Source organism: Serratia sp. CoH_122_TC_1 (assembly GCF_058191755.1).
The window spans coordinates 401519-423379 of record NZ_JBXWLA010000001.1 but is presented as its reverse complement, the minus strand read 5'-3'; the positions used below and the strand labels follow the sequence as shown (position 1 = coordinate 423379).

Below are 21861 nucleotides of genomic sequence, written 5' to 3'. Positions count from 1 at the left end.
TAACCTGCCGCAGGTTGTCACATTTCGTTCATAATTCTGTCCTAGCATAATAAACCTTAAATAAATTTATAATAAATCAACAAGTTAATTTTTAAGGGGTTACACATGAGCGATAAACCGCATAACGATCTGCCGCCGTCGGCAGAAGAGCAGGAGCAGCAACCGAGCAACCCGGCGCGTCGCCGTTTTCTTGCCGGCGCCACGGCGTTAGGGGTGGGGGCTTCTATTGCGCCGCTCGCCAGAGCGGCGGCTGACGGCAACAAAAACGTGCTGTTAAACACGCTACCCACCAATGCGCAAAACGCGCTGTTGCGACGACATGTGAAAAATGTGGTGGTGATCTACGCCGAAAACCGCAGCTTCAATAATCTGTTCGCCAATTTTCCTGGGGTAGAAAAACCGTTGTCGGCGCTCAAGCCTGAAGACTACCAGCAGCGTGATCGCGATGGTCGCCTGTTGGATTCGCTGCCGCCAATTTGGAAAGGATTGGTGCCAAAAGCGCAGGAGGTTGGGCATGTTAACTACAAAATCGACGAAAATGCGGTATTTACAACGCAATTGCCGAATCAGCCGTTTGTGCTGATCGGGCCGCAGGGCGAAAACCTGCCGCACGGTGTGGTGACGCGCGACCTGTGGCATGTGTTTTATCAGAACCAGATGCAAATCAACGGGGGCAAAAACGACAAGTTTGTCGCTTGGGCCGATTCTGGCGCCTTAACCATGGGCTATTACGGAGACGGTGCATACAACCTGCGGCTGTGGACCTTGGCTCAGGAATTTACCCTGTGTGATAACTTTTTCCAGGGCGCGTTTGGCGGCTCGTTCCTTAATCATCAGTATCTGATCTGCGCTCGCCCGCCGTTTTACCCCGAAGTGCAAAACTCGGTAGCCAAAGGGGGGATTGCCCAGCTCGAAAGTGATGATGTGACGGACCCGCGTCTGAAACCGCTGAGTGATTCACCGGTCAGCGCCTCGTTTGGTATCCCCCTGTTTGGCAAGAGCCTGCTGACGCCGGACGGTTATGCGGTCAATACCATGGCGCCGCCGTACTGGCCATCCTGGACTCAAGACGAGAAAGACCCGACGCTGGCGGATGCCACGATGCCGAACGTCATGCCACCGCAGAAACACCCCCATATTGGCGACTTGCTGAGCCAAAAAGGGATCGACTGGGCATGGTATGCCGGCGGCTGGCAGTACGCGTTGGATAACCGCAAGGATCAGGGCGATTTCCCTGGCGCACCGGATTTTCAGTATCACCATCAGCCGTTCAACTATTTTGAAAACCTGGGGCCAGCTAACCCGCAGGCTCGCGAAGCGCACCTGCGTGACGGTGGTATTGGCGATTCTGTTGCCAGCAATAAATTTTTAGCCGCGGTGGAAGCGGGTACGTTACCGCCAGTGGCGTTCTACAAGCCCCAGGGCAACCTGAATATGCACGCCGGTTATTCTGACGTGGAAGCGGGCGATCGCCATATTGCCCATATCATCAACAGCTTGCGTAATGGCCCGCAGTGGGACAACAGCGTGGTGGTGATTACCTTTGATGAGAATGGTGGCTGGTGGGATCATGTGGCACCGCCGCAGGGCGATCGCTGGGGGCCTGGATCACGTATCCCGGCATTGGTGGTCTCACCGTTTTCCCGCAAGGGGTATGTCGATCATGAGGTGTACGATACCGGTTCTATCCTGCGTTTAATCAGCCGGGTGTTCGATTTGCCGTCGCTCGATGGGCTGACCGAACGCGATAAGGCGATGGCAGCGCGGAGCCAAAAACCCTTGGGGGATCTGACCGGCGCGCTGGCGTTTCCTGGCTAGTCGTTACAGCGCTTTCGACATATACCAGATGCCAATGGAACCTTGGGCGCTGGTGTAACAGGTCTCGCCGCAAATGCTCAGCCCCTGGCGTTGGTAAAAACGCTGGGCGCTGGTATTGCGCTTTAGCACTTCCAGCCAGAACGTTTCTTGCTTACGTTCTCGCGCCCGTTGCTGAACCTGTTCAAAAAAACGCTGGCCATAACCCCGCCCGGCATATTCCGGCAAGAAATAGATCTTCTGTAGCTCTGCGCCAAGGGCTTGGGTAGGGGTCAGCAGGCTGTCGAAATTCAACCGCGCATAGCCCACCAGTTTTTCGCCTTCATACCCCAGCAGCCAGCACACATCCGGATCCTGTAGCGTTTTTTCGAGGGCTTCAACCGCAAAATCTTGCGCCAGAAAAGCGTCTAACTCCTCTTTGTGGTGCCAAAGTTCGCCAAAGTGGGCCTGATAAGTGCGGATACCCACGTCGCGAACCTGTGCTAAATCACCGCTCAACGCCTGGCGGATGCTGAACATGTAGACCTCTTTTGGGGAAATGAGTAACGGTTGCTGCCCTGAAGGGAACGGACTGCTCCTGATGAATATTTTGCCAACGTAAAACACGGGAGATATTTTTATCCCGCAGCGAGTATGACGTGAAAGGTCAAACACAACAAAAATTATTCAAGGTTAAGCGGGCGTTGCGAGCGTCAGACGCCATGTCCAACCGCAGCACGCCCGATGGGAAGACAATCACTCAGCAAGATGTTTCGGTGTTTCCCGCCTGAACCCCAGACCAATAATCCGCCCAAATAACCGCGGCAACCAGCGGCTGTTACCGACGCGCATCATCAGGTTTTTCCCACCCTGCGCGCGGCGTTTTTGGGGTCTGCGCTGGCTCATTTTAATTTGCAGGAACTGTGTGGCTTTGGTGGGGAAATTGCGGCGGCGTTGCACACGCAGCAGGTGTTTTAACTGCAAGTTCTGATTGCGTAGCGGAGGAATAATGGCGTTGGCGGTAGCGACCGCATCCTGAATCGCCAAATTCACCCCGACACCGCCAATGGGGGACATGGCATGTGCGGCGTCACCAATACACAGTACGCCCGGTTTGGCCCACCGATCCAGCCGATCAATACGGATGCTCAAGAGTTTCACCTGATCCCAACTGAGGATCTCTTGCAAACGAAGGTCCTGGAAAGGGGCAACTTCGGCGATATGCAGCAAAAACTTGTCCAGTCCGTCCTGCTGGATCGTCTCAAAACTGCCTTTGTCGATTGAATAACCGCACTGCCAGTAGTCGCCTCGGTCGATCATGATGAAGTTTTGTTTTGGCCCGGTATGGCCCATCGACCAGGCGGGGTCACCGGGTTTTTTATCAAGCTTCATCCACAAGACGTCGCGCGGCGAGCCAAAAGAACGGCTGCTGAGAGCCGCCTGTTCGCGCACCACTGAATTGCGCCCGTCGGTACCTACCACTAACTGGCAACGCACACGGATCGGGCCATCCGGCGTCTCTGCCAGTACGCCGCAGACCTGGCCACGGTCGTACAACAGTTGGTGTACCTGAGCCGATGTGATCAGCGTGAACGTCGGAAACGCGGCGGCCTTTTCGGCCAGAAAGTTGAGAAACTCCCATTGCGGCATAAAGGCGATAAATTTGCAGCGCGTCGGCAGGCGCGTGAAGTCGGCAAGTCGAATATCGCGCCCGGCGATTTCGGCGTGCAATGTTTCTGCACGTTGGTGAGGCAGTGCCAGCAGTTCTTCCAGCAGGCCGAGCTGGTGCATGATTTCTAACGTTGAGGGGTGAATGGTGTCACCGCGAAAATCACGCAAGAAGTCGGGGTGCTTTTCCAGCACCATCACGTTTATCCCCGCCCGTGCCAACAGATAGCCAAGCATCAGCCCAGCGGGGCCGCCGCCAACGATACAGCAGCGAGTGACATAAGGTGTAATCAGTGATGATGACATAGTGGCTGACCTCAAGGGCGGCATCGGGCAGGCCCTCATTGAAAACTTATCATTGATAATGATTATCAATATCAAATCTGGCTGTCAACCCGTGGCACAGTGTGGTCAAAGGGCATGGCAAGTATCACGATTCTCCTCAAAGCGGTTGACCGGGCGAGTATCCCACGCCATCTTTATCAGTGAAATCGGCATTACTTTGATTCATGGTTCTGAAAAACGGGATGGTCATGATGGGACGAGTCACCTTCGATCTCGACGATCTGCGCAGTTACGTCACGGGCATTGAGCTGGGCAGTTTCGCTAAGGCGGCGGAGCGGCTGGGGCGTTCAACCTCTGCGGTCAGCGCACATCTGAAAAAGCTGGAGCAGCAGATCGGCACGCCGATCCTGACAAAGGCCGGGCGCGGTATGGTAATGACGGAAGCCGGTGAAACATTACTGGGCTACGCCCGCCGATTGCTGGAGCTTAACGATGAAGCCGCCGCTGCGGTACGCGGGCTGGACCTGCAGGGGACGGTACGCCTGGGGCTGCAGGAGGACTTCGGCGAAACCTTTTTGCCCCAGGTTTTGGGCAGTTTTGCCCGGGCGCATCCACGAGTGCGTATCGAAGCGCGCATTGCCCGCAATGCCGAGCTGATCGACTGGGTGCTGAAAGGGCAGTTAGATTTGTCGCTGGCCTGGGACGGGGGGATCAGCACGCCGTACCATCAGATGCTGGGGCAGCGGCAGATGCATTGGATAACGTCGCCCCATTTCGAACTGGCATCCTGGCGTCAGGGAGACGAGCCATTGCCGTTGGTGATGTTTGATGCCCCTTGCCTGCTGCGCAGCGCGGCGACGCAGGCCTTGGATCGCGCCGGCATTGCGTGGCGTATTGTCTTTACCAGCCGTAGCCTGAACGGTATCTGGGCGGCAGTCAGCGCAGGATTGGGGGTGACGGTACGCACCGATGCCGGGCTGCCGTCGGGTTTATCCCGTTTGCCAGCCGGTACGTTACCGTCATTAAACGCGCTAGGTGTGGTACTGCACCGTGCGGAAGATCACCCCTCGGGGGCAATCCAGCGCTTGGCGCAGATCGTGGCCGATCGGATCCAGAATTAGTCCTGTTCGATCGGCTGTTTGCCGCTCAGTGCGCCCCATTCACTCCAGGCGCCGTCATACAGCTTCACCTGCGGTGCATTGAGCGATAACAAGCCGAAAGCCAGCACCGCCGCAGTGACGCCGGAACCGCAGCTGGTGATGATTGGGCCATTGATATTCACCCCTTTGTCGGTGAAGGTCTTGTTGAGGGCTTCCAGCGATTTGAAACGGCCATTTTCCAGCAGTTCCCCGTAAGGAATGTTGATGCTGCCGGGAATATGACCGCGGTGCAGGCCTGGGCGGGGTTCTGGCGCTTCGGCGTAAAAACGGGGGGCGGCGCGTGCATCAAGGATTTGCACTTCCGTGTTCAGCGCTTGCTCCACCTGCTGCATATTGACGACCGCATCGGCATTAAAACGGGCGTTGAACGTGTGCGGCGAACGCTGTGCAGCGCCGGTTTCCAGTGGCTGGCCTTGCGCTATCCAACCGTTTAAGCCTTCGTCCAGCACATAAACCTGTTGTGCGCCAAAGTTGCGGAAAGTCCACCAACCGCGCGGAGCAGAAAATTGATTGCCCTCGTCATAAAACACAATGGTCTGTTGTTCGTTGATGCCCAACTTGCCGACGGCAGCGCCGAATTCATCGGCTGTCGGCAGCATATGCGGTAAGTCGGTATGTTTGTCCGCGACGTTATCAATATCAAAATACACCGCGCCCGGTATATGGCCGCGTTCAAACTCGGCGAGCATGTCTTTTTTCGGCACCAGACCGACAGGAGACATTCTGACATCAACGACGATCAGATTTTCATCGTTGATGTGCTGCGCAAGCCATTGTGGAGTAACCAGAAACGGAGAGTTCATCGTTATTGTTCGCCTGTGGTGAAAACGGTTTTTCACTATACCCTAAATCATTGGCGTTGCATTGCGGCGCACAAACGCAGCCAACAAGCATGCTGCGGGGATAGACACCAGCCGCTTTGACGATGTGATCCATCAGTAAAAATTATCAGGCTGCCTCAGTGCGTAACGCGGCGACAATGGTGGCCAGCGTTGCATGGGAAGTCTCGCCGAGTGGGCCCTTCGCTTCGGCAACCCCATTCTCAGCCAGCAGCGTCTGGAGGCCGATCAGCCAATCGTAAATATAAAATGCCGTATTTCTTGCCGGCGTGGGCGCCAGCTTGGCTAGCCGCTGTTGGCTACCCCAGTTAACCGCCGGCTGCGGCGGTGGGGAAAAGATCGGCTGGCCGTGATTAATCCGGCTGACAGGGCGTAAAGCGGCCTCGCGCTGCTGGAAACCCAACCAGGTGACGAAATCCCCCAATATTGCTAACGCCTGGCTCACCTGCCGATCTTCGCCTTGTTCGGGTAGGGACCCGGCAGACAGCGCGCGTTCCAGCGATTCAGCAATCCCCAGCCGACAAGCGGCGGTGATCAATGCATCAACCAGTATCTCCAGATGCTGTTTCCCGACGCCCAGCAATATCCGCAATTGAGGATTATCGGGCAGGGTGCGCAGGTGGTTGACCCAATCGGCAAACACCCGTTGGGCAAAGGGGGAACCGCTAAGTTCTGTTGGCGCGGCGGGGGGGATATTCCCGTCGCCAAACAGATCGATCTCCTCATCGAACGGCGAAGCTGAGGTCACGGGTGCAGGTAAGATATGCTGTTGTTGCACGTACAGCTGACGCAGCGTGTTGGACTGCGGCAGCAGCCATTCGAGTAACTCGCCGTGAACCCCGGCTTGTGCCTGTAGCGCACGCAGTAGGTGTTGGGCGCGCTGATGCGTTAACTGCGGGTCTGTCTTGCGCAGCCAGTTGCCCAGCAAACTTTCCGTGAGTTCGCGTTGCAGCTCCTGCCGTTGTTCCAGGGCGCGGTCATGCTTCAATGTCGGACGTGCCTGTGCGGCCAGATAGGCCACCATGCGATGGCAGTCGCTCTCATCCACCGCCAGCAATGTGGCCCAGCTTTCGCCCGGCTCACCGACATAGCGTTGAACGGCATCATCTGGGCGTGGTTTTCCCTCTTGGCGTGAGTCGAAGGCTGTGATCGCCCAGATTAAGCCCGGCTTTCTGCGGGTGCGGACCTCTGTGTTTTCACCCTGGGTTTGTCTGACCCAGTAGGCCAGCGCGTTGCCCGCACGGCTGGCATCTTGCGGCGTGCTGGCGGCATCGGTAACCAGCAGCAGGTTGGCGTGCAGGCTATCGGCAGCGAGAATCAGCAGGCTGGCACGCTTTGCCTGCTGCATGCGTTCAGTCACCCCAGCACCAGGGCATCGGCTGCTGGTCGGCAGGTCAAGCAGTTCTACGTCGTCTGGCAACCCGGCGCCTTTCCTCAGCGGTAATGTTGTTGTCACTTCTGCTGCCAACCAGGCCAGACTCTTGAGTGCAATGCCCACGGTGTCACCCTTCTCCGTCAGTACGGTAAGTTTGTCCTCCGTGGGGGCTGTCATCATACCGGCATGCAGAATGCCGCTGTCTGGATCCAATACCTGACGAGATGCCTGTACTCGCTGACAGTGACCCAGATCGTGCAACGCATGCGCCAACTGCCGATAGTTGGCAGTCAGAACCGGATCCTCACCCCAAAGCGGCGCAAACAGCCTGGCACGTTCATCCACACTCAGATAGGGCGCCAGCAAGATGGCCTGTGGCCAGAAGTGTCTTTCCAGCGCCTGTTGCGCTTTGCCACCCTGGTGACGCAGGCTGTCCCACAGCGCAACCACCGCGTTGCTGTCCAGACCGTCGATAGCCATAGGCTGGCGGTGGCGCTCCAATGCAGCAAGGTGCGCGGCCATTGCACGCGTGTCCCCGTCTGCATGAAAACCGCCCATCACGGCGGTGCCGATCATCATGGCAATCAACTGCGCTTCATCAAGTAAGGAGATGGCAACAGGATAAGCAGGGGGCGTCTGGGTGCCGGAAGCGCTGTAACGCACCGTCAACGTAGCAGCGTCGGTCAAGGGACTGGCGCCGGGAGCCAACGCCGCCAATAAATGGGCTTTGGCTGCGGCGTTGTGGCCATAAAGGCCGATGGCAACGCGATGATGCATAGCGCTGTCCAGTTGTCTGGCCCGGTTGTAACTGCGGCGTAGACGAACCGTCAGATTATCGGCTTCTCTGCTCAGCCGCGTGGATTGCTGCCGCGTGCTGGCAACCCAGTCAATCGCCTGAATGATGCTGTTACCCAGGCTGTTTATCGGCTCTGCTGCGCCGGAGGTGATAGGTTTCATCGTTGATAAATGCTCCCGCTGTCGATCCAATAATGGGTTGCGCCAGAGGCGCTGGCAGCCAAGGTATTAAGTTTTAATTGCAGATGATGAGCGGGAATAGGCGTTCCATCGGCTAAATGCGCCTGGGCGATGCTGACCCCTTCAGCGCCCTGTTCATCGCTGCCGGTAATCGCCAAGCGTAGGCTGATGACGGCATCGCCCGCCAGTTTACGCGCCAGCTGAGGGTCGGTGATGGTGAGGGTATACAGTGGCGACGCGGGCCAGCGTTCGTTATCCAACTGGCGGAACCCCAGGCGCAGGGGGCCACGAAGCTGGAAATACGTGTCGGGATCCAGCGAAAAGTCCGCGCAATCGAGATCGATATCGCGATAGTAAAGGTTATCGTCCGCCAGCATGTTATTGCTATCCAGCATGCCCAGATGGCGAATGGTGGAATAGGGCTGGAAGTCCCCGACGTTAAAATAAAAACTCTCCAGACGCAGATCGATCGCAAGCAGGCACAGCATGGCCCCCACGGCGGCGGTTGATTTTGGGTTATCGATACGCCCACCCTTATTAAAGGGGTACCAACTGCGTGTGTGATATCCCTCGAGCGGCAAGATTCGGCTGGCAGGTAGCGGCTGCAGGTGACGCAATAATGTCTGAACCCCAGGGAAACGCGCCGGCCGGCCGGTCAGCAGCAACACATCGCAGGTGTATAACGCCACAACTTCGGCAAGCAGGCGCAGGCAGTGATTTATGCCGATCCTGTCAGACAGGAAGGCCGCGTGCAGGGCTCCCAGACGAATGACCAGTGGGGTGTGCAGAATATCGAAGTCAGTGGCCGAGGACTCGCGCTGAATCTCACCGTTGATAAAGGCCAGCACCTGTGGCGTCGGCATCTGTGGCAGCAACTCACCCAAACTGGTGGCGATTTCCGCATGGGCATCCAGGGGATCGTAATCCTCGTACGCACTAAGCAATGCACGCCCGGCAGGCATGAAAATTTGTAGCGTGGCCTGCTGACGCAGCGTGGAAAACCCATCTATACGGCCTTCATTGCCAAACAGCTTGTCCATTATTGCCGGTGTTGCGACGACGCCGGCATTTTCGACGGCCTGCTGTACAGCAGGCAAAATAAACAGCTGAATGATATCCAGCAAAATATCGTCACCGGCGATTTTAAATCCTTCGCGGAACAACAAACGCGGATTGATTTTAATGTTGTTGCCAACGCCATCATCCAGCGCGTATTGGGTGATGGCCAAATCGGTCGTGCCGCCACCGATATCAATGGAGGCGATACGCAGCATTTTTCCCGGTTGTGTTCCGGGTTCTGTTGGCCGGTCAGGCCTGGCCATTGCGGCAAAAAAGGCGTCAGTACGGCCGGCAAAATTCACCTGGGTTTCGTTATACAGATAAACCATCTGGCCACAGGTCGCCTCATCCCATTCCATGTGCACCTGAGGCACGGGGACACGGGTGTTGCCACCGTCGAATGGCGCATCCAACGGGTGCCAACCCATGGCTTTCCATACCAGACCAATGGCTTCCTGCATGCGGCGACGGAAAATTTCACGCTCTGGTTTGGGCATCGCCGAAGGCAATGTCAGGATGATGCTACGCAACCGACGCGGTGCAGAGGTGTTCGGCATTTTAAGCCGCTGAGCGACGCTGTTGATTTGCATCAGCACCTGCGCCAGCAGTTCGGTCAGCATCAGGGTCATGACTGCACTGCGGCTATAATGGGCGGCAAATACCGGCAGCCGTGCCTCTACGGGCAACCCGGACAGCGGCAAACCTTCGTCGTTGATCAGTGACGTCAATGGCGCTGCGGCGGCCATGGGCTCTTGTTTGCCGTTAAAACGCCAGCCGGGCGCATAGCGTTCTTCGTCCCACAGATAACGGCGCGGGCTGGATATTCCGGTGGTGCCTTCGGTACCTTCCCGTTGCTGCGCCAGTTGCATGGCTTCGTGGCCGACACGGGTAATCGAAGGCCAGATAAAGGCATCATCGCGTCCGCTTTGGAACGAGAGATGCTGTTTGCCAAATGAGGCTTGGGCAAACTCGACCCGGCTTTCAAACAACGCGCTGTAAACGCAATGCGGCATGGACAATGAGCGCAATTGCAATTCATTGGTCTGCTTCAAACCGTTATTTTCTTGTGGATGTTCTTCGACCAGCACCCCGCAGGTGTGGGAGTTCCCGACATCTAAAATCACGTCCACGTTAATCGCGGGCTGCTGTGGCGTTTCCCCGATGATTTTTATCCGTGGAACCGTTAGCTGGTTGCCCAGCATATTCAACACGTTGAGATAATGCGCCTGGTATTCGAAGGTTTTCAGCCCGGCGTATATCTCTGTTTCGGTGCGCGCCTCCAGGCTGGACGCGCATTGCGTAAAGACCTCGCGCAACCAACTGTCTACCCAGGTCAGATCGAGAAACTCGCCTAACTCATGGTTACGGTGGGCCAGTGAGAAGCAGAGCCCCGTATTGAGATCGCTTTCGCTTGGGCCAAGAGCCTCCTGTCCCGCCGGGACCAGTCGGGTATCAAAGGCAAACACGACCCGCAGCAGATTGCCGTCCTGATCGGGCGCATCCAGCAAGACGATCTGCATCCGCGCCCAATTATCCGGCCCGGATAGAAATGCACCGGATGACGTGCAACGAGAGAAAGGCAGCGGCAGCCAGGTGTTATTCAGCAGTTGCAGCGATTGCTGCAGGGAAAAACTGAACTCTGGACGTACCACCTCGGGGGCCTGCCCTGGCTGGGCAGGTAACAGGTATTTGCCCGTGTCGGCATCCCATTGCAGGCGCAGAAGCGGGCCGCTTGCCGTCTGACGGACAAATTTGCCCGGAAAATCGGCATCCAATACCGGCGTCAGGGCAAAATCCATAAATTGGATGCCACTGTCCTGAATCAGCGTAATGGCTTGTTTGTAATCCACCAGGGGTGCCAACATCATTTACTCTCGCGCTTTAACGTCATGGGATAGACCGTGTCCGCATCGTAGCGGCCGGTGCACTCTGCAGGCCCGGTTTCGTTTTGCTTGCAGACGATTTCCGGTATTTGGTAGCGGCTGCCGTCGCTGCAGCGCGCTTTGGTGCGGCTATTGATTACCAGATTGCCAGACTGCATTAGCCCGGCTTCCACCGGTGTTCGGCAGGTGATGGCATCACCGTAGGTAATTCTCGCTGTCCCTTTGCCACCGTTCAGACGGTATTGCAGGCTAGGGCGTTTGCCTGTGAGGGGATCTTTCAATGCCACGGTGGCGCGCCACTGGCCATTGAGAAAACGCGTCGATCCGGCTTTGACGGCGTCAGCGGGCAGCACTAACGAATTCTTGTCTGCCGGCGGCAGGGCTACCGGGGCAGGCGGTGGCGGCATCAGCGTTGCATGGGCTAATGGGAGTTGCAGTTTGAACGCCGGGACGGCAGCGCGGACCGGCGATGCCGGTTGCTGCGCCACGGGAATGGGGCCGGGTAGGGCGCTCGGTGAGGTCATCCGATGGGCCAGCAGGGCAACCAGCATCAGCACAGGTAAAATCCACCCATAGCGGCGCCACTGGCGGCGTGGCTGTGCGGGTGTGACGGCCACCGATGGCACGACTTCTGGTGCAGGCACCGGCGTAGGTTTGGTTAGAGGTATCACTGTGGGCCGCGGTGTGGGGGCGATTGGCGTCGGTTTTTCTTCTGTCACGTCAACCGGGCGTAAGCACGCCAGAGGATCGTCCTGACACTGCGCGTGCGGCTTGATAAACCCCCAAAAGGTCAGCACCGGTTTACCCTCTACCAGATAGACATGCTGTGAGTCGGGGATTTGCATTGCTTTGGTCAGCAATGCGCCAAACAAACGGTGGCTTGGGTGCTCGGTGGCCTGTGTCTGGGCGATCAAGGTACGGAATGCTTCCAGGCTCTGTTCCAGTAGACGCACGGCCTGCGTACGTTGGGCATCACTCGCGGCCAGCCAAGACGTCACTTTCCCCGGAAAAGGAGAATACCAGTCAATGCGGGTGCCCGTTTCGTTCGGCTGCGGGATTGCCAGGCAATCGGCTGCTTGCTGCTGTTGGCGAATGCGCAATGTTTCTCGCAACTGCAATGCGCAGGCATAAACCGGTTGCCCATTCTCGCCCAATGCAAGCACATCATCTAAACTGCCACTGCGTAAAAAGGGTTTCACCACGGCAAAAAACCTTGTCCTGTTCTGCTAAAACGTGCAAACAGGCATGGTAACCCGCGGCGTGAGCGGTCAAACGGCTGAGGACAGGCGTAAAACTACGTTTCTTTTTCCTCTATCGCGCGAGTTCGCCGGTATTTACAGTGGTGGCCCCTTTTTTCTGCGGATCTGTCACGTCGACGATGATGGCACGGATCGTGGTTTTGCCTTGATTCACCACTGACCCCGGGGGAGACCGCGCTGAGGCTTATCCAGACAGAGGGAGAAATAATGTTACTGACTACCGACAACCACGACTTTGGCGGCGCCAAAATCGCGCTGCTATGCGGTGATAAGTTGCTCACTTACCAACGTGATAACAATGCGAATATTCCCTGGCCTGGCTGTTGGGATTTGCCCGGGGGTGGGCGTGAAGGCGATGAAACGCCATTGCAATGCGTGCAGCGGGAAACTCAGGAGGAATTTGGCCTACAGATTGATGCGCGACAGGTGAAATGCCAGCAGTATTACGACGGCATTTTGGCTGGCTACCCTCCGACCTGGTTTATGTTGGGCGAAATTACCCCAGAAGACATTGCCGCCATTCGTTTTGGCGATGAAGGGCAACGTTGGCAGATGATGTGTATCGACACCTTCATCCATCACCCGCAGGGCATTTCGCATTTGCAGCAGCGATTAGCGCGGCATCTTCGGCGTTAAACCTGTTCCACCGCCTCAACGCGGGCGATCAATGCGTCGAGCTGATGCTCGGAAAACACCTCGATGCCATGTTGGCGTAGCAACTCGGCGGTGACGCCGCTACCGGGTTTGGTTTGCCCGCTGAAAGAGCCGTCGTAGATAAACTGACTGCCGCAGGATGGGCTGCCGTCCGTGAGTAAGGCAAAACGACAGCCGTGTCGCCGCGCCGTTTCCAACGCCAGATGCGCGCCAAGCAGATAGCTGTCGGTGACGTCCCCGCCGCTGACTTCCATGACCCGTGCTTGCTGAGCCAGCACCGTGGCACCTTCGGCAGCCGCCGTAATTTCTGCCGAGGGGCGCGGGGTCGAAAATCCCGCGGCCAGCTCTGGGCAGCAAACTACCAAGCGCCCTTCGCGCTGCCAGCGTTGCAGCGTGGAGTCGAATAAGGGTTTATTGGAACCGTTGTAGCGAACGTGAAAACCGGCCAGGCAGGCGCTGAATAAAATCTTTGACGGCATGCGATTTGTCTCTGTCACAGGGGCGAAAGCGCGGCACTGGCGGCCCACGCGCGCGGCTTTAACATAGCAGAATCTTCTCTCCGATGGCAGCGCCAACAAGACGTTCTCGGTTGCGCTTTTGACGCTGGCCGATCGTGCCGCTGGCGTCCACGATGTTCAGGCTCATTGCCTGTTCTCTTTGGCGTCGGCAACCCGTCGAGTGCGCCAGCGGTTGGGCGTTTGCTCTTCCCACTGCATAAAAGCGCGGCTGAACGAATTCAATTCTTCAAACCCCAGCACAAAGGCGATTTCACCCGGCTCCAGATTGGTCTCCGCCAGCAGTTGGCAGGCGGTACGGTGGCGGGTTTTGTCCAGCAGCTGTTGGTAGCTGTAACCCTGCTGTTGCAAGCGGCGCTGTAGCGTGCGCGCGCTGACATAGAGCTCCGCCGCCACACTGTTGACGCTGGGGCGCTGGCCACGCATGCTGCGGCCGAGTATCGCCATCACCTGTGTCGGCAAATCCTGCGCTTGCTGTGCCTGGCTCAGTTCGGCCTCGAGTCCGGGCAGCAATGTCGCCAGCATGTCCTGGTTATAGGTGATGAACGGCTGCTGCATGAGTGCACGATCAAACACCAACACATCCCGCGGCGCGTCGAAGTGAATGGGGCAGCCAAAGTAACGCGGCAGCGGTGAGGCCGCGTTGTGTCGCCGCGTCAGCTCGATGGATCGCGGGCGTATCAGCAGGCCGGTACCGCGGCGGCATAGGGTGATGATGGAGGCAAAGATGGCGTCAATCAACAGCGCCGGTGCGTGACCTTCGGCCATGATCCAGCGGATGTGCATACGCACACCGTCGCCATCTTCCGTCAGCGTCAGTTCCTCCGGGCACAGGAGTCGCTTGTAACGGGCGATTTTTTGTAATGCTTCCCCCAGCGTGGCGGAGTGCAGTGCAGCGGCAGAAGCAATATCATAATGCTCTGGCGCTACGTCGCCGCCGAGGCGCAGGCCGAATGTGTTGTCATCGGCCAACTGAGCGAGGGTGCGCCAAATATCAAAGAACTGTCGGGTGGACAGCTTTACCTTGTCACGTCGTGCGTTGAGCAGCCCAACCGGCAGGCGAGCCAGTTGGCACACCCTTTCGATATCGACGCCAAGAACCGCCAGACGGGCGAATAGCACGCTGGATAGGGGGATCTGATCGCTACTCATCGTTGCGGATGCCTTTTTGTTTTGGATGGTGCCACTTTAGAATAGGGTGGCACCGGGCGATAATCCGATGACGACATGGTTTAATCCGATCGCGCCAATGCAGTTTCAAGCATTGGAGAAGGTGCCAGCATCAGTTTTTGGATGGTGGCCCCTACCCGTTGTACGGCCTGCTCAATTTCTGCCGTCAGCTTGGGCGCATAGTTGAGACGTAGACAGTTACGGTATTTGCCGGAGGCAGAAAAAATACTGCCGACGGCGATCTGCACGCCCTGTTGCTCCAGATAGCGGTTCAGGCGCAGGGTATCAAAGTCTTCATCCAATTCGATCCACAACATAAAGCCACCGCGCGGTTGGCTGACGCGGGTACCGGGGGGGAAATACGCCATAATCCACGCGGTCATTACGTCGCGGTTTTGCTGATAACGCACGCGCATACGCCGCATGTGCTGCAAGTAGTGTCCATGACGGATAAAGTCGGCAATCGCCAACTGGGGCTGAGTGGCGGTGGAGCCGGTGCCGATGTATTTCAAGTGCAGCACGCGTTCCAGGTAGCGTCCGGGGGCAATCCAGCCAATGCGCAAACCCGGAGCCAAGGTTTTTGAGAACGAGCTGCACAGTAGCACCCGCTCGTCTTCATCGAAGGATTTCAGAGACGGCGGGCGCGGGTACTGATAGGCGAGATCGCCGTATACGTCGTCTTCAATAATCGTCACGTCATAACGCTGCGCTAACGTCAGTAAACGTTGCTTGCGTGCCTCAGGCATGATGTAGCCCAACGGGTTATTGCAGTTCGGTGTTAATAGAATGGCTTTCACCGGCCATTGTTCCAGCGCCAATTCCAACGCCTCCAGACTGATGCCGGTGAGGGGGTCGGTAGGGATTTCCAGCGCCTTCATGCCTAACCCTTTCAGCGTTTGCATGGTGCCATGGAAGCAGGGGGAATCCACCGCCACAATCTCACCTGGCTGACACACGGCGCGTAAACCGGTGGAAAGGGCCTCATGGCAACCGGTGGTGATGACCAATTGATCGGGGCTGATCTGACAGCCGGAATCCAGTAGCAGGCGGGCAATTTGTTCGCGCAGCTCCAGCACACCCTGAATGCTGTCGTAGAGCAGGCTGCGCAAATCGCCGTGGCGGCCCATGTGCCCCAAGGCTTTCATCAGCGGCTTCAGTGTCGGCTCACTGATATCCGGCATGCCGCGTCCGAGTTGTATCAAATCTTCGCGGGGCTTGTGACGGATCATTTCCAGCACCTGCTCCCATTGCGAAATATCCACGGGGCGTTGCACCGGGCGAGTGACGGCGGGCAATTCAGCTAATGTGCGGCGCCGGCGTACAAAATAGCCCGACTTGGGCCGCGCCTCCACCAGTTGGCTCTCTTCCAACAGGCGGTAGGCCTGTTGCACTGTACTGATGCTGACGCCGTGTTCCTGGCTCAGCGTGCGGACAGAGGGCAAGCGGTCGCCCGCCGGATAAAGACCCTGTTCAATGCGTTGGCTAAGGATCGCAGCCAGTGTGGCGTAGCGTGTCATACAGATGCCTAAAATAAGAATGGATGAGAAAAAACCGGTACAGATGACGTTAAATTAGACCATTCAGACAGACAGAGACAGCTTTTGTATGGAAAAAATACCGCGGACTTGAATCTGTATTGTTTTCTCCATGCCCAGCATCATGACTCCAGAGCAAACACGAAGGAGAATATGATGACGAGCTTGTCTGTTGACAGTATGCCAGCCCACTCCCAGCCCCCTTTTTCCCGCTGGCGTCTGTATCTGCAACGCTATCGCACACGTCAGGCGCTATTGCTGTTGGACGACGTGCAGCTGGCGGACATCGGCCTGACACGTGCTGCGGCATGGCGAGAAGGCAGCAAGCCTTTCTGGCGGCGTTAAGTGCTGAAACTGCTCGGTAAGGCCTCATCGATTAACGTTCGCAAGGTGCTGTGGACCTGCCATGAACTGGCGTTACCTTTAACCCGGGAAGAGTGGGGAAGTGGTTTTCGCTCCACTCAGGAACCGGAATTTCTCGCACTAAACCCTAATGGGCTGGTGCCCGTGCTGATCGACGGTGAACAGGTGTTATGGGAGTCCAACACGGTTTGCCGTTATCTGGTGGGGCGCGAAGGGCGTCAGGATTTGCTGCCAGAGGCTCCTGGTGCGCGTGCGGCTGTCGAAATGTGGATGGATTGGCAGGCGACGGATCTCAACAATGCATGGCGTTATGTGTTTATGTCACGGGTGCGCCAAGATCCCGGGTATCAGGATGCGGGTAGCCTTGCCGCCGCCGAACGGGAATGGAACCGGCTGATGGGCCTGCTGGATCAGCACCTGTCACGTGGCCGCCTTTATGCCGCCGGAGACGTTTTCACCCTGGCGGACATTGTGCTGGGGCTCTCTTTGAACCGGTGGTTAATGACGCCGTTTTCACGGCCGAGCTACCCGGCGTTGAATCGCTATTTTCAACGTTTGCAGCAGCGGCCTGGTTTTCTGCTGCACGGGGCCAACGGGCTGCCCTGATTCGGAATGAAAAGTTCATTTCAATCGGCCGGGTGAGTTTATGCTCACCCGGCTTTTCGTTGTTTCATCCCAGTCTGCAGCGTTTTATGAACGACATCACGATTATCATTTTTATTTTACCTCTCGCTTGTGATTGAAATTTATATTCCATATAAACGATTATCAGATGGTGTATTTCATTGTGTGCGCCGTCATATTATGGCTATGGATCATGGGAGAGGGCGATGAAACAGGTACGCGTTGGGTTAATTGGCACCGGCTACATTGGCCGCTGTCACGCTATTGCTTATGCGCAGGCTGCGACGGTATTTCCACTGAAAGGCGAATTGGTGCTGGAAATGCTGGCTGAGGTCACGCCGGCGCTGGCGCAGCAGCGCGCTGCGGAGTTTGGTTTCTCGCGTTCGACCGGCGACTGGCGGCAACTGGTGGCTGATCCGTCGATTGATGTGGTGGATATTTGCGCCCCTAACTTCCTGCACAAAGAGATGGCGCTGGAGGCCATCCGCCATGGCAAGCACGTCTATTCTGAAAAGCCGCTGGCACTGGATGCCGATGATGCCGCCGAAATGGTGCAGGCTGCCCGCGCCAAAGGCGTAAAAACGTTAGTGGGCTTTAACTACATGAAGAACCCGACCAGCCAACTGGCACGGGAAATTATCGCCAGCGGTGAAATCGGTGAAGTGGTGCATTTTTATGGCACCCACAACGAAGATTATCTGGCCGATCCGCGTACGCCGATCGACTGGCATTGCCGCAAGGCCACTGCCGGGTTAGGGGCGTTGGGGGATTTGGCCGCACATATCGTCAATATGGCGCATTATCTGGTGGGCGACATTGTGGCGGTTTCCGGTGATATGCAAACCATTATCAGGCAGCGTCCGGATGCGAAAGACCCTTCTCTGATGCATGCGGTAGAAAATGAGGATCAGGCCAGTGCGTTGGTGCGTTTTGCCAGTGGTGCCATGGGCACGATCGAAACCTCACGTATAGCCTGCGGGCGTAAGATGGGGCTGACCTATGTGGTTACCGGCACCCAGGGGACGCTGAGTTACACTCAGGAACGCATGGCGGAATTAAAGCTGTATCGTCACGATGAACCAGCAGAACGCCAGGGGTTTAAAACATTGCTGGTCGGGCCCAAGCACCCGGATTATGCCGCCTTCTGTATTAGTGCCGGACACGGCATTGGGTTTAACGATCAAAAAACGGTAGAGATCCGCGATTTGGTTAATGGCATTGCTGCGGGTGATCCTATGTGGCCAGACTTTGAAGAGGGCTGGAAAGTCTCCTGCGTTTTAGATGCGATAGCCGCTTCTGCGGAACAGCGCCGTTGGCTGGACATTAACCGCGACTGATTGCCAGGCTCTGACGCTCACAGGTTGAGAGCGTCAGAGTTTATGAGGTTACTCAGTTAATTTGCTATCAACTTAATAAGCTATTAAGTTGATAGCTTATTGGCTTAGAAAGCAAAGCATGAGCAGCCAAGCGCCCCCCAGAAGGCATTCTCGTCTGAAATTGGAATGCTGGAACGGCGAGCCACGTCATGCTGATGTGCGTGCACACCGCATGGGCCACAGCATTGGTGCGCCTGGCTCAACACGCCGACTCGGCTTGCAGCGGACGGTGGCGCAGAACGATAATGCCCTGGCACCTGCGTTACCGGTGACCAGTCCGGCAATACCGGTATTGCCGGTGGCGCTAACGGCGAGAAGCTCCCGGCGGCATAAACCACTTTGCCGTCTACCACGGTCATGACCGATTCAATCCCTTTGATCAGCTCTTCCGGCACGCTGAAATAGTCTTGTGACAGCACGGCCAAGTCCGCCAATTGACCCACCTTAATCTGGCCTTTTTTACCCTGTTCAGTCGAGAACCAGGCGCTGCCTTGAGTCCACAGCATCAGTGCCGTCTCGCGATCCAGTCGTGCGTTGTCGTCGTACATCGCCATACCGCCGACAGTACGGCCAGATACCAACCAGTACAGTGCGGTCCACGGGTTATAGCTGGCTACGCGGGTGGCGTCGGTGCCCAGCCCTACTGGCAGCTCGGCTGCCAGCATTTTCGCTACGGGGGGCGTCTGTTTGGTCGCCTCTTTGCCGTAACGTTCGGCAAAATATTCCCCCTGGAACGCCATGCGATGCTGCACGGCGATGCCGCCACCCAGCGCTTTGACCCGCTCAATGTTGCGTTCGGAGATGGTTTCCGCGTGGTCGAAGAACCAGTGCAGACCGTTGAACGGAATATCGCGGTTCACTTTTTCGAACACATCCAGCATGCGGCTGATGGACTCGTCATAAGTGGCGTGCAGGCGGAACGGCCAGCGGTGTTCCGCCAGGTGCCGCACTACGCGCTCCAGTTCATCTTCGGTGCCTTCCGGCAGATCGGGGCGCGGCTGCAAGAAGTCTTCGAAGTCGGCAGCGGAAAACACCAGCATCTCCCCGGCACCGTTATGGCGGTAAAAGTCAGTGCCCTGGCCCGGTTTCAGCATGTCGGTCCACAGCTCAAAGTCTTCCAGCTCCTGTTTTGGCCGTTGGGTGAACAGGTTGTAAGCAATACGGATGGTTAGCTGCTTCTTCTCATGCAGTTCGGCGATCACCTCATAGTCATCCGGGTAGTTCTGGAAACCGCCGCCGGCGTCAATGGCGCTGGTCAGGCCGAGCCGATTCAGCTCGCGCATAAACTGGCGGGTCGAGTTAACCTGTTGCTCCAGCGGCAGTTTCGGCCCTTTCGCCAAGGTGGCGTACAAAATCATCGCATTGGGTTTAGCAATCAGCATGCCGGTTGGGTTGCCGTTACTGTCGCGCTGAATCTCGCCGCCCGGCGGATTCGGTGTGTCCTTGGTATAACCGACGACTTTCAATGCGGCACGGTTGAGCAGGGCACGGTCATACAGGTGCAAGATAAACACCGGCGTGTCCGGCGCCGCCTGATTGATTTCGTCCAGTGTCGGCATGCGGCGTTCGGCGAATTGGAATTCAGTCCAACCGCCGACTACCCGCACCCACTGTGGGCTTGGAGTGCGCAGTGCCTGTTCTTTCAGCATGCGCAATGCATCGGCCAGCGAAGGCACGCCTTCCCAGCGCAGCTCCAGGTTATAGTTCAGGCCGCCGCGAATCAGGTGCAAATGCGAGTCGTTGAGGCCGGGCACAGCCGTATGGCCGTGCAGGTCAATCACTTGTGTCTCCGGCCCTGCATGCTGCATGACCTCATTTTCACTGCCGACGGCGAGGAACTTACCGTCGCGGATAGCTACCGCGTGGGCGGTGGGCGCCTCACGATCGACAGTGTGAAATTTACCGTTGGTGATAATCAGGGAAGCACTGTTATTCATAACGTTCTCCGGGCAAGCCGCCTAACGACGGGTGAGCCATTGATGAAATACGCGAGTCACGATCGGCATCCAAAGGAAAACAACCAGGGCGACTACCGTGGCGTCATTGAGAAAATGGCCGGTCAGCGTGCCGTTTAATTGGGGGAGCAGCTTGCCCCAAAACCAAGGCACCAGATTGGTGGACGGGAAGATCACCAGCAGGGTGATTAAAAATTGCTTCCATTTGGCAGGTTGGCGCGTGTTGGCGCTCGGCGGTGTAAACCAAAACTCTGCACCTGGTCGAATTTCGATGTGGTCGTTTTCCAACAGCAGCGGCGACACTTCCTCGATATAGCGTTTGCGCAGCGGTGAGTTAACCCATAGCGATAAATTGTCGAGGTTGTCAAAACGGACTAAAACGGTATAGGCCTGTTCGCTACCGGTGGGGCGGATCACATTGACGCCGAGGTGGCCGGTGAAGGCGGCGGCCTCTGGCATAATGCGTTTCAGCCATGCCTCGTAGGCCTGTTCTTGCCCTGGCGCCAAACGATGAGTGATGACTAACGTGACATGCTGCGGGTGAGCCATAACAACCAACTCCAGAAAACCCCGGCGCAGGGCCGGGGTAGGATTTATTTCGCCACGCGCGCCGGGGCGTGATGCACCATGGTGTAAGCATAATCAACGCCCATACCGTAAGCGCCGCTGTGTTCGCGCACCAGCGCCATGACGGCGTCGTAAGTCTCTTTGCGCGCCCAGTCACGTTGATATTCCAACAGCACTTGCTGCCAGGTTACCGGGATGGCACCGGCCTGCACCATGCGGTCGATAGAACGCTCATGCGCATCGACGGATGTCCCGCCGGACGTGTCGGTGACGACATACACCTCATAACCGGCTTCGAGTGCCATCAGCGCGGGGAAAGTCAGGCACACCTCGGTCCAGAGCGCAGAAATAACCAGCTTTTTACGGCCGGTAGCCTCTACGGCTTTCACGAAAGCGGCATCTTCCCAAGAGTTCATGGAGGTACGCTCGATCGGGGTGATTTCAGGATGTACCGCTAAAAGCTCGGGCCAGATATAGCCACTGAAGCTTTCGGTTTCGACAGAGGTAAAAAGGGTGGGAACATTAAAAATCTTGCCGGCTTTGGCTAAACCGACCACGTTGTTTTTCAGTTGCTGACGATCAATATTAGCCACGCCAAAAGCCATTTGTGGTTGATGGTCGATGAAAATTAGAGCGGAATTATCTTTATCAAGTAATTGAAACTTAGACATGATTTACCTTCCCAGTGATATTAGGGTTCAACAAAGGATGAATACAACGCCGATGAACCGCATGGTAGGCAGGGGCTGATTTCAAAGATAGCGCAGAATTTTTGCCGTCTTGTTAAGTTTTTTTATACACGGAG

General features: G+C 56.7%; 18 protein-coding genes. 6 read left to right on the top strand and 12 right to left on the bottom strand.

Annotation, left to right across the window (positions count from 1 at the left end):
* Positions 1–105: 105 nt before the first annotated feature.
* On the top strand, positions 106–1818 hold the full coding sequence (gene acpA, locus AC2FC2_RS01905) for an acid phosphatase (protein WP_404760076.1): 1713 nt from the start codon (positions 106–108) through the stop codon (positions 1816–1818).
* A gap of 3 nt (positions 1819–1821) precedes the next feature.
* Here the strand turns inward: acpA and AC2FC2_RS01900 are convergent, their stop codons facing one another.
* Both AC2FC2_RS01900 and AC2FC2_RS01895 read right to left on the bottom strand, forming a co-directional pair.
* Entirely contained in the window at positions 1822–2334 is a 513-nt protein-coding gene (locus tag AC2FC2_RS01900; protein WP_265556305.1) for a GNAT family N-acetyltransferase, read from the bottom strand.
* Between the two features lie 216 nt (positions 2335–2550).
* Positions 2551–3768: an FAD-dependent oxidoreductase gene (locus AC2FC2_RS01895; RefSeq protein WP_265556306.1), complete on the bottom strand. Its 1218-nt coding sequence runs from the start codon at positions 3766–3768 to the stop codon at positions 2551–2553.
* Positions 3769–3998: 230 nt separating this feature from the next.
* Here AC2FC2_RS01895 and AC2FC2_RS01890 point away from each other — a divergent pair, with 230 nt between their 5' ends.
* Positions 3999–4868, top strand: a complete 870-nt coding sequence (locus AC2FC2_RS01890) for a LysR substrate-binding domain-containing protein (RefSeq protein ID WP_490308602.1) — start codon at positions 3999–4001, stop codon at positions 4866–4868.
* Here AC2FC2_RS01890 and sseA read toward each other — a convergent pair.
* The 4 genes from sseA to AC2FC2_RS01870 all read right to left on the bottom strand — a co-directional run bounded on the left by sseA (position 4865) and on the right by AC2FC2_RS01870 (position 12240).
* Positions 4865–5710: a 3-mercaptopyruvate sulfurtransferase gene (gene sseA / locus AC2FC2_RS01885; protein ID WP_265556307.1), complete on the bottom strand. Its 846-nt coding sequence runs from the start codon at positions 5708–5710 to the stop codon at positions 4865–4867. The two genes, AC2FC2_RS01890 and sseA, sit on opposite strands and share 4 nt — an antisense overlap.
* Positions 5711–5855: 145 nt before the next feature.
* Complete coding sequence (locus AC2FC2_RS01880; protein ID WP_209632304.1) at positions 5856–8078, bottom strand: virulence factor SrfC family protein; 2223 nt, start codon at positions 8076–8078, stop codon at positions 5856–5858.
* A complete protein-coding gene (locus tag AC2FC2_RS01875) occupies positions 8075–11020 on the bottom strand; it encodes a virulence factor SrfB (protein WP_490658669.1) in 2946 nt (981 codons plus the stop codon). Before AC2FC2_RS01875 ends, AC2FC2_RS01880 begins: the two co-directional genes overlap by 4 nt.
* The gene (locus AC2FC2_RS01870; RefSeq protein WP_404760073.1) at positions 11020–12240 is read right to left on the bottom strand and encodes an SrfA family protein; all 1221 of its coding nucleotides are present in this window, start codon (positions 12238–12240) and stop codon (positions 11020–11022) included. The genes AC2FC2_RS01875 and AC2FC2_RS01870 overlap by 1 nt, the downstream gene beginning before the upstream one ends.
* Before the next feature lie 264 nt (positions 12241–12504).
* Here AC2FC2_RS01870 and AC2FC2_RS01865 point away from each other — a divergent pair, with 264 nt between their 5' ends.
* The gene (locus AC2FC2_RS01865; RefSeq protein WP_490658621.1) at positions 12505–12933 is read left to right on the top strand and encodes an NUDIX hydrolase; all 429 of its coding nucleotides are present in this window, start codon (positions 12505–12507) and stop codon (positions 12931–12933) included.
* Here the strand turns inward: AC2FC2_RS01865 and AC2FC2_RS01860 are convergent.
* The 3 genes from AC2FC2_RS01860 to AC2FC2_RS01850 form a co-directional block, all read right to left on the bottom strand.
* Complete coding sequence (locus tag AC2FC2_RS01860) at positions 12930–13430, bottom strand: 2-thiouracil desulfurase family protein (protein WP_209632307.1); 501 nt, start codon at positions 13428–13430, stop codon at positions 12930–12932. The genes AC2FC2_RS01865 and AC2FC2_RS01860 overlap by 4 nt on opposite strands.
* 162 nt (positions 13431–13592) lie before the next feature.
* Positions 13593–14618: an AraC family transcriptional regulator gene (locus tag AC2FC2_RS01855; protein ID WP_490658620.1), complete on the bottom strand. Its 1026-nt coding sequence runs from the start codon at positions 14616–14618 to the stop codon at positions 13593–13595.
* An 80-nt stretch (positions 14619–14698) separates the two neighbouring features.
* On the bottom strand, positions 14699–16153 hold the full coding sequence (locus AC2FC2_RS01850; protein ID WP_209632309.1) for an aminotransferase-like domain-containing protein: 1455 nt from the start codon (positions 16151–16153) through the stop codon (positions 14699–14701).
* Between the two features lie 174 nt (positions 16154–16327).
* Here AC2FC2_RS01850 and AC2FC2_RS01845 point away from each other — a divergent pair, with 174 nt between their 5' ends.
* The 3 genes from AC2FC2_RS01845 to AC2FC2_RS01835 all read left to right on the top strand — a co-directional run bounded on the left by AC2FC2_RS01845 (position 16328) and on the right by AC2FC2_RS01835 (position 18495).
* Positions 16328–16516 (top strand): DUF1127 domain-containing protein, encoded by a 189-nt coding sequence (locus AC2FC2_RS01845; RefSeq protein ID WP_490658619.1) that lies wholly within the window; start codon positions 16328–16330, stop codon positions 16514–16516.
* Positions 16517–17140 (top strand): glutathione S-transferase family protein, encoded by a 624-nt coding sequence (locus AC2FC2_RS01840; RefSeq protein ID WP_209632311.1) that lies wholly within the window; start codon positions 16517–16519, stop codon positions 17138–17140.
* A 224-nt stretch (positions 17141–17364) separates the two neighbouring features.
* Positions 17365–18495, top strand: a complete 1131-nt coding sequence (locus AC2FC2_RS01835; RefSeq protein WP_404760069.1) for a Gfo/Idh/MocA family protein — start codon at positions 17365–17367, stop codon at positions 18493–18495.
* 104 nt (positions 18496–18599) lie between these two features.
* Here AC2FC2_RS01835 and AC2FC2_RS01830 read toward each other — a convergent pair whose 3' ends face one another.
* The 3 genes from AC2FC2_RS01830 to AC2FC2_RS01820 are packed head-to-tail and all read right to left on the bottom strand — an operon-like array spanning position 18600 to position 21727.
* Entirely contained in the window at positions 18600–20471 is a 1872-nt protein-coding gene (locus tag AC2FC2_RS01830; RefSeq protein ID WP_209632313.1) for an amidohydrolase, read from the bottom strand.
* A 21-nt stretch (positions 20472–20492) separates the two neighbouring features.
* On the bottom strand, positions 20493–21038 hold the full coding sequence (locus AC2FC2_RS01825) for an antibiotic biosynthesis monooxygenase (RefSeq protein ID WP_209632314.1): 546 nt from the start codon (positions 21036–21038) through the stop codon (positions 20493–20495).
* Positions 21039–21082: 44 nt separating this feature from the next.
* A complete protein-coding gene (locus AC2FC2_RS01820) occupies positions 21083–21727 on the bottom strand; it encodes a hydrolase (protein ID WP_037422649.1) in 645 nt (214 codons plus the stop codon).
* Between the last annotated feature and the right edge of the window lie 134 nt (positions 21728–21861).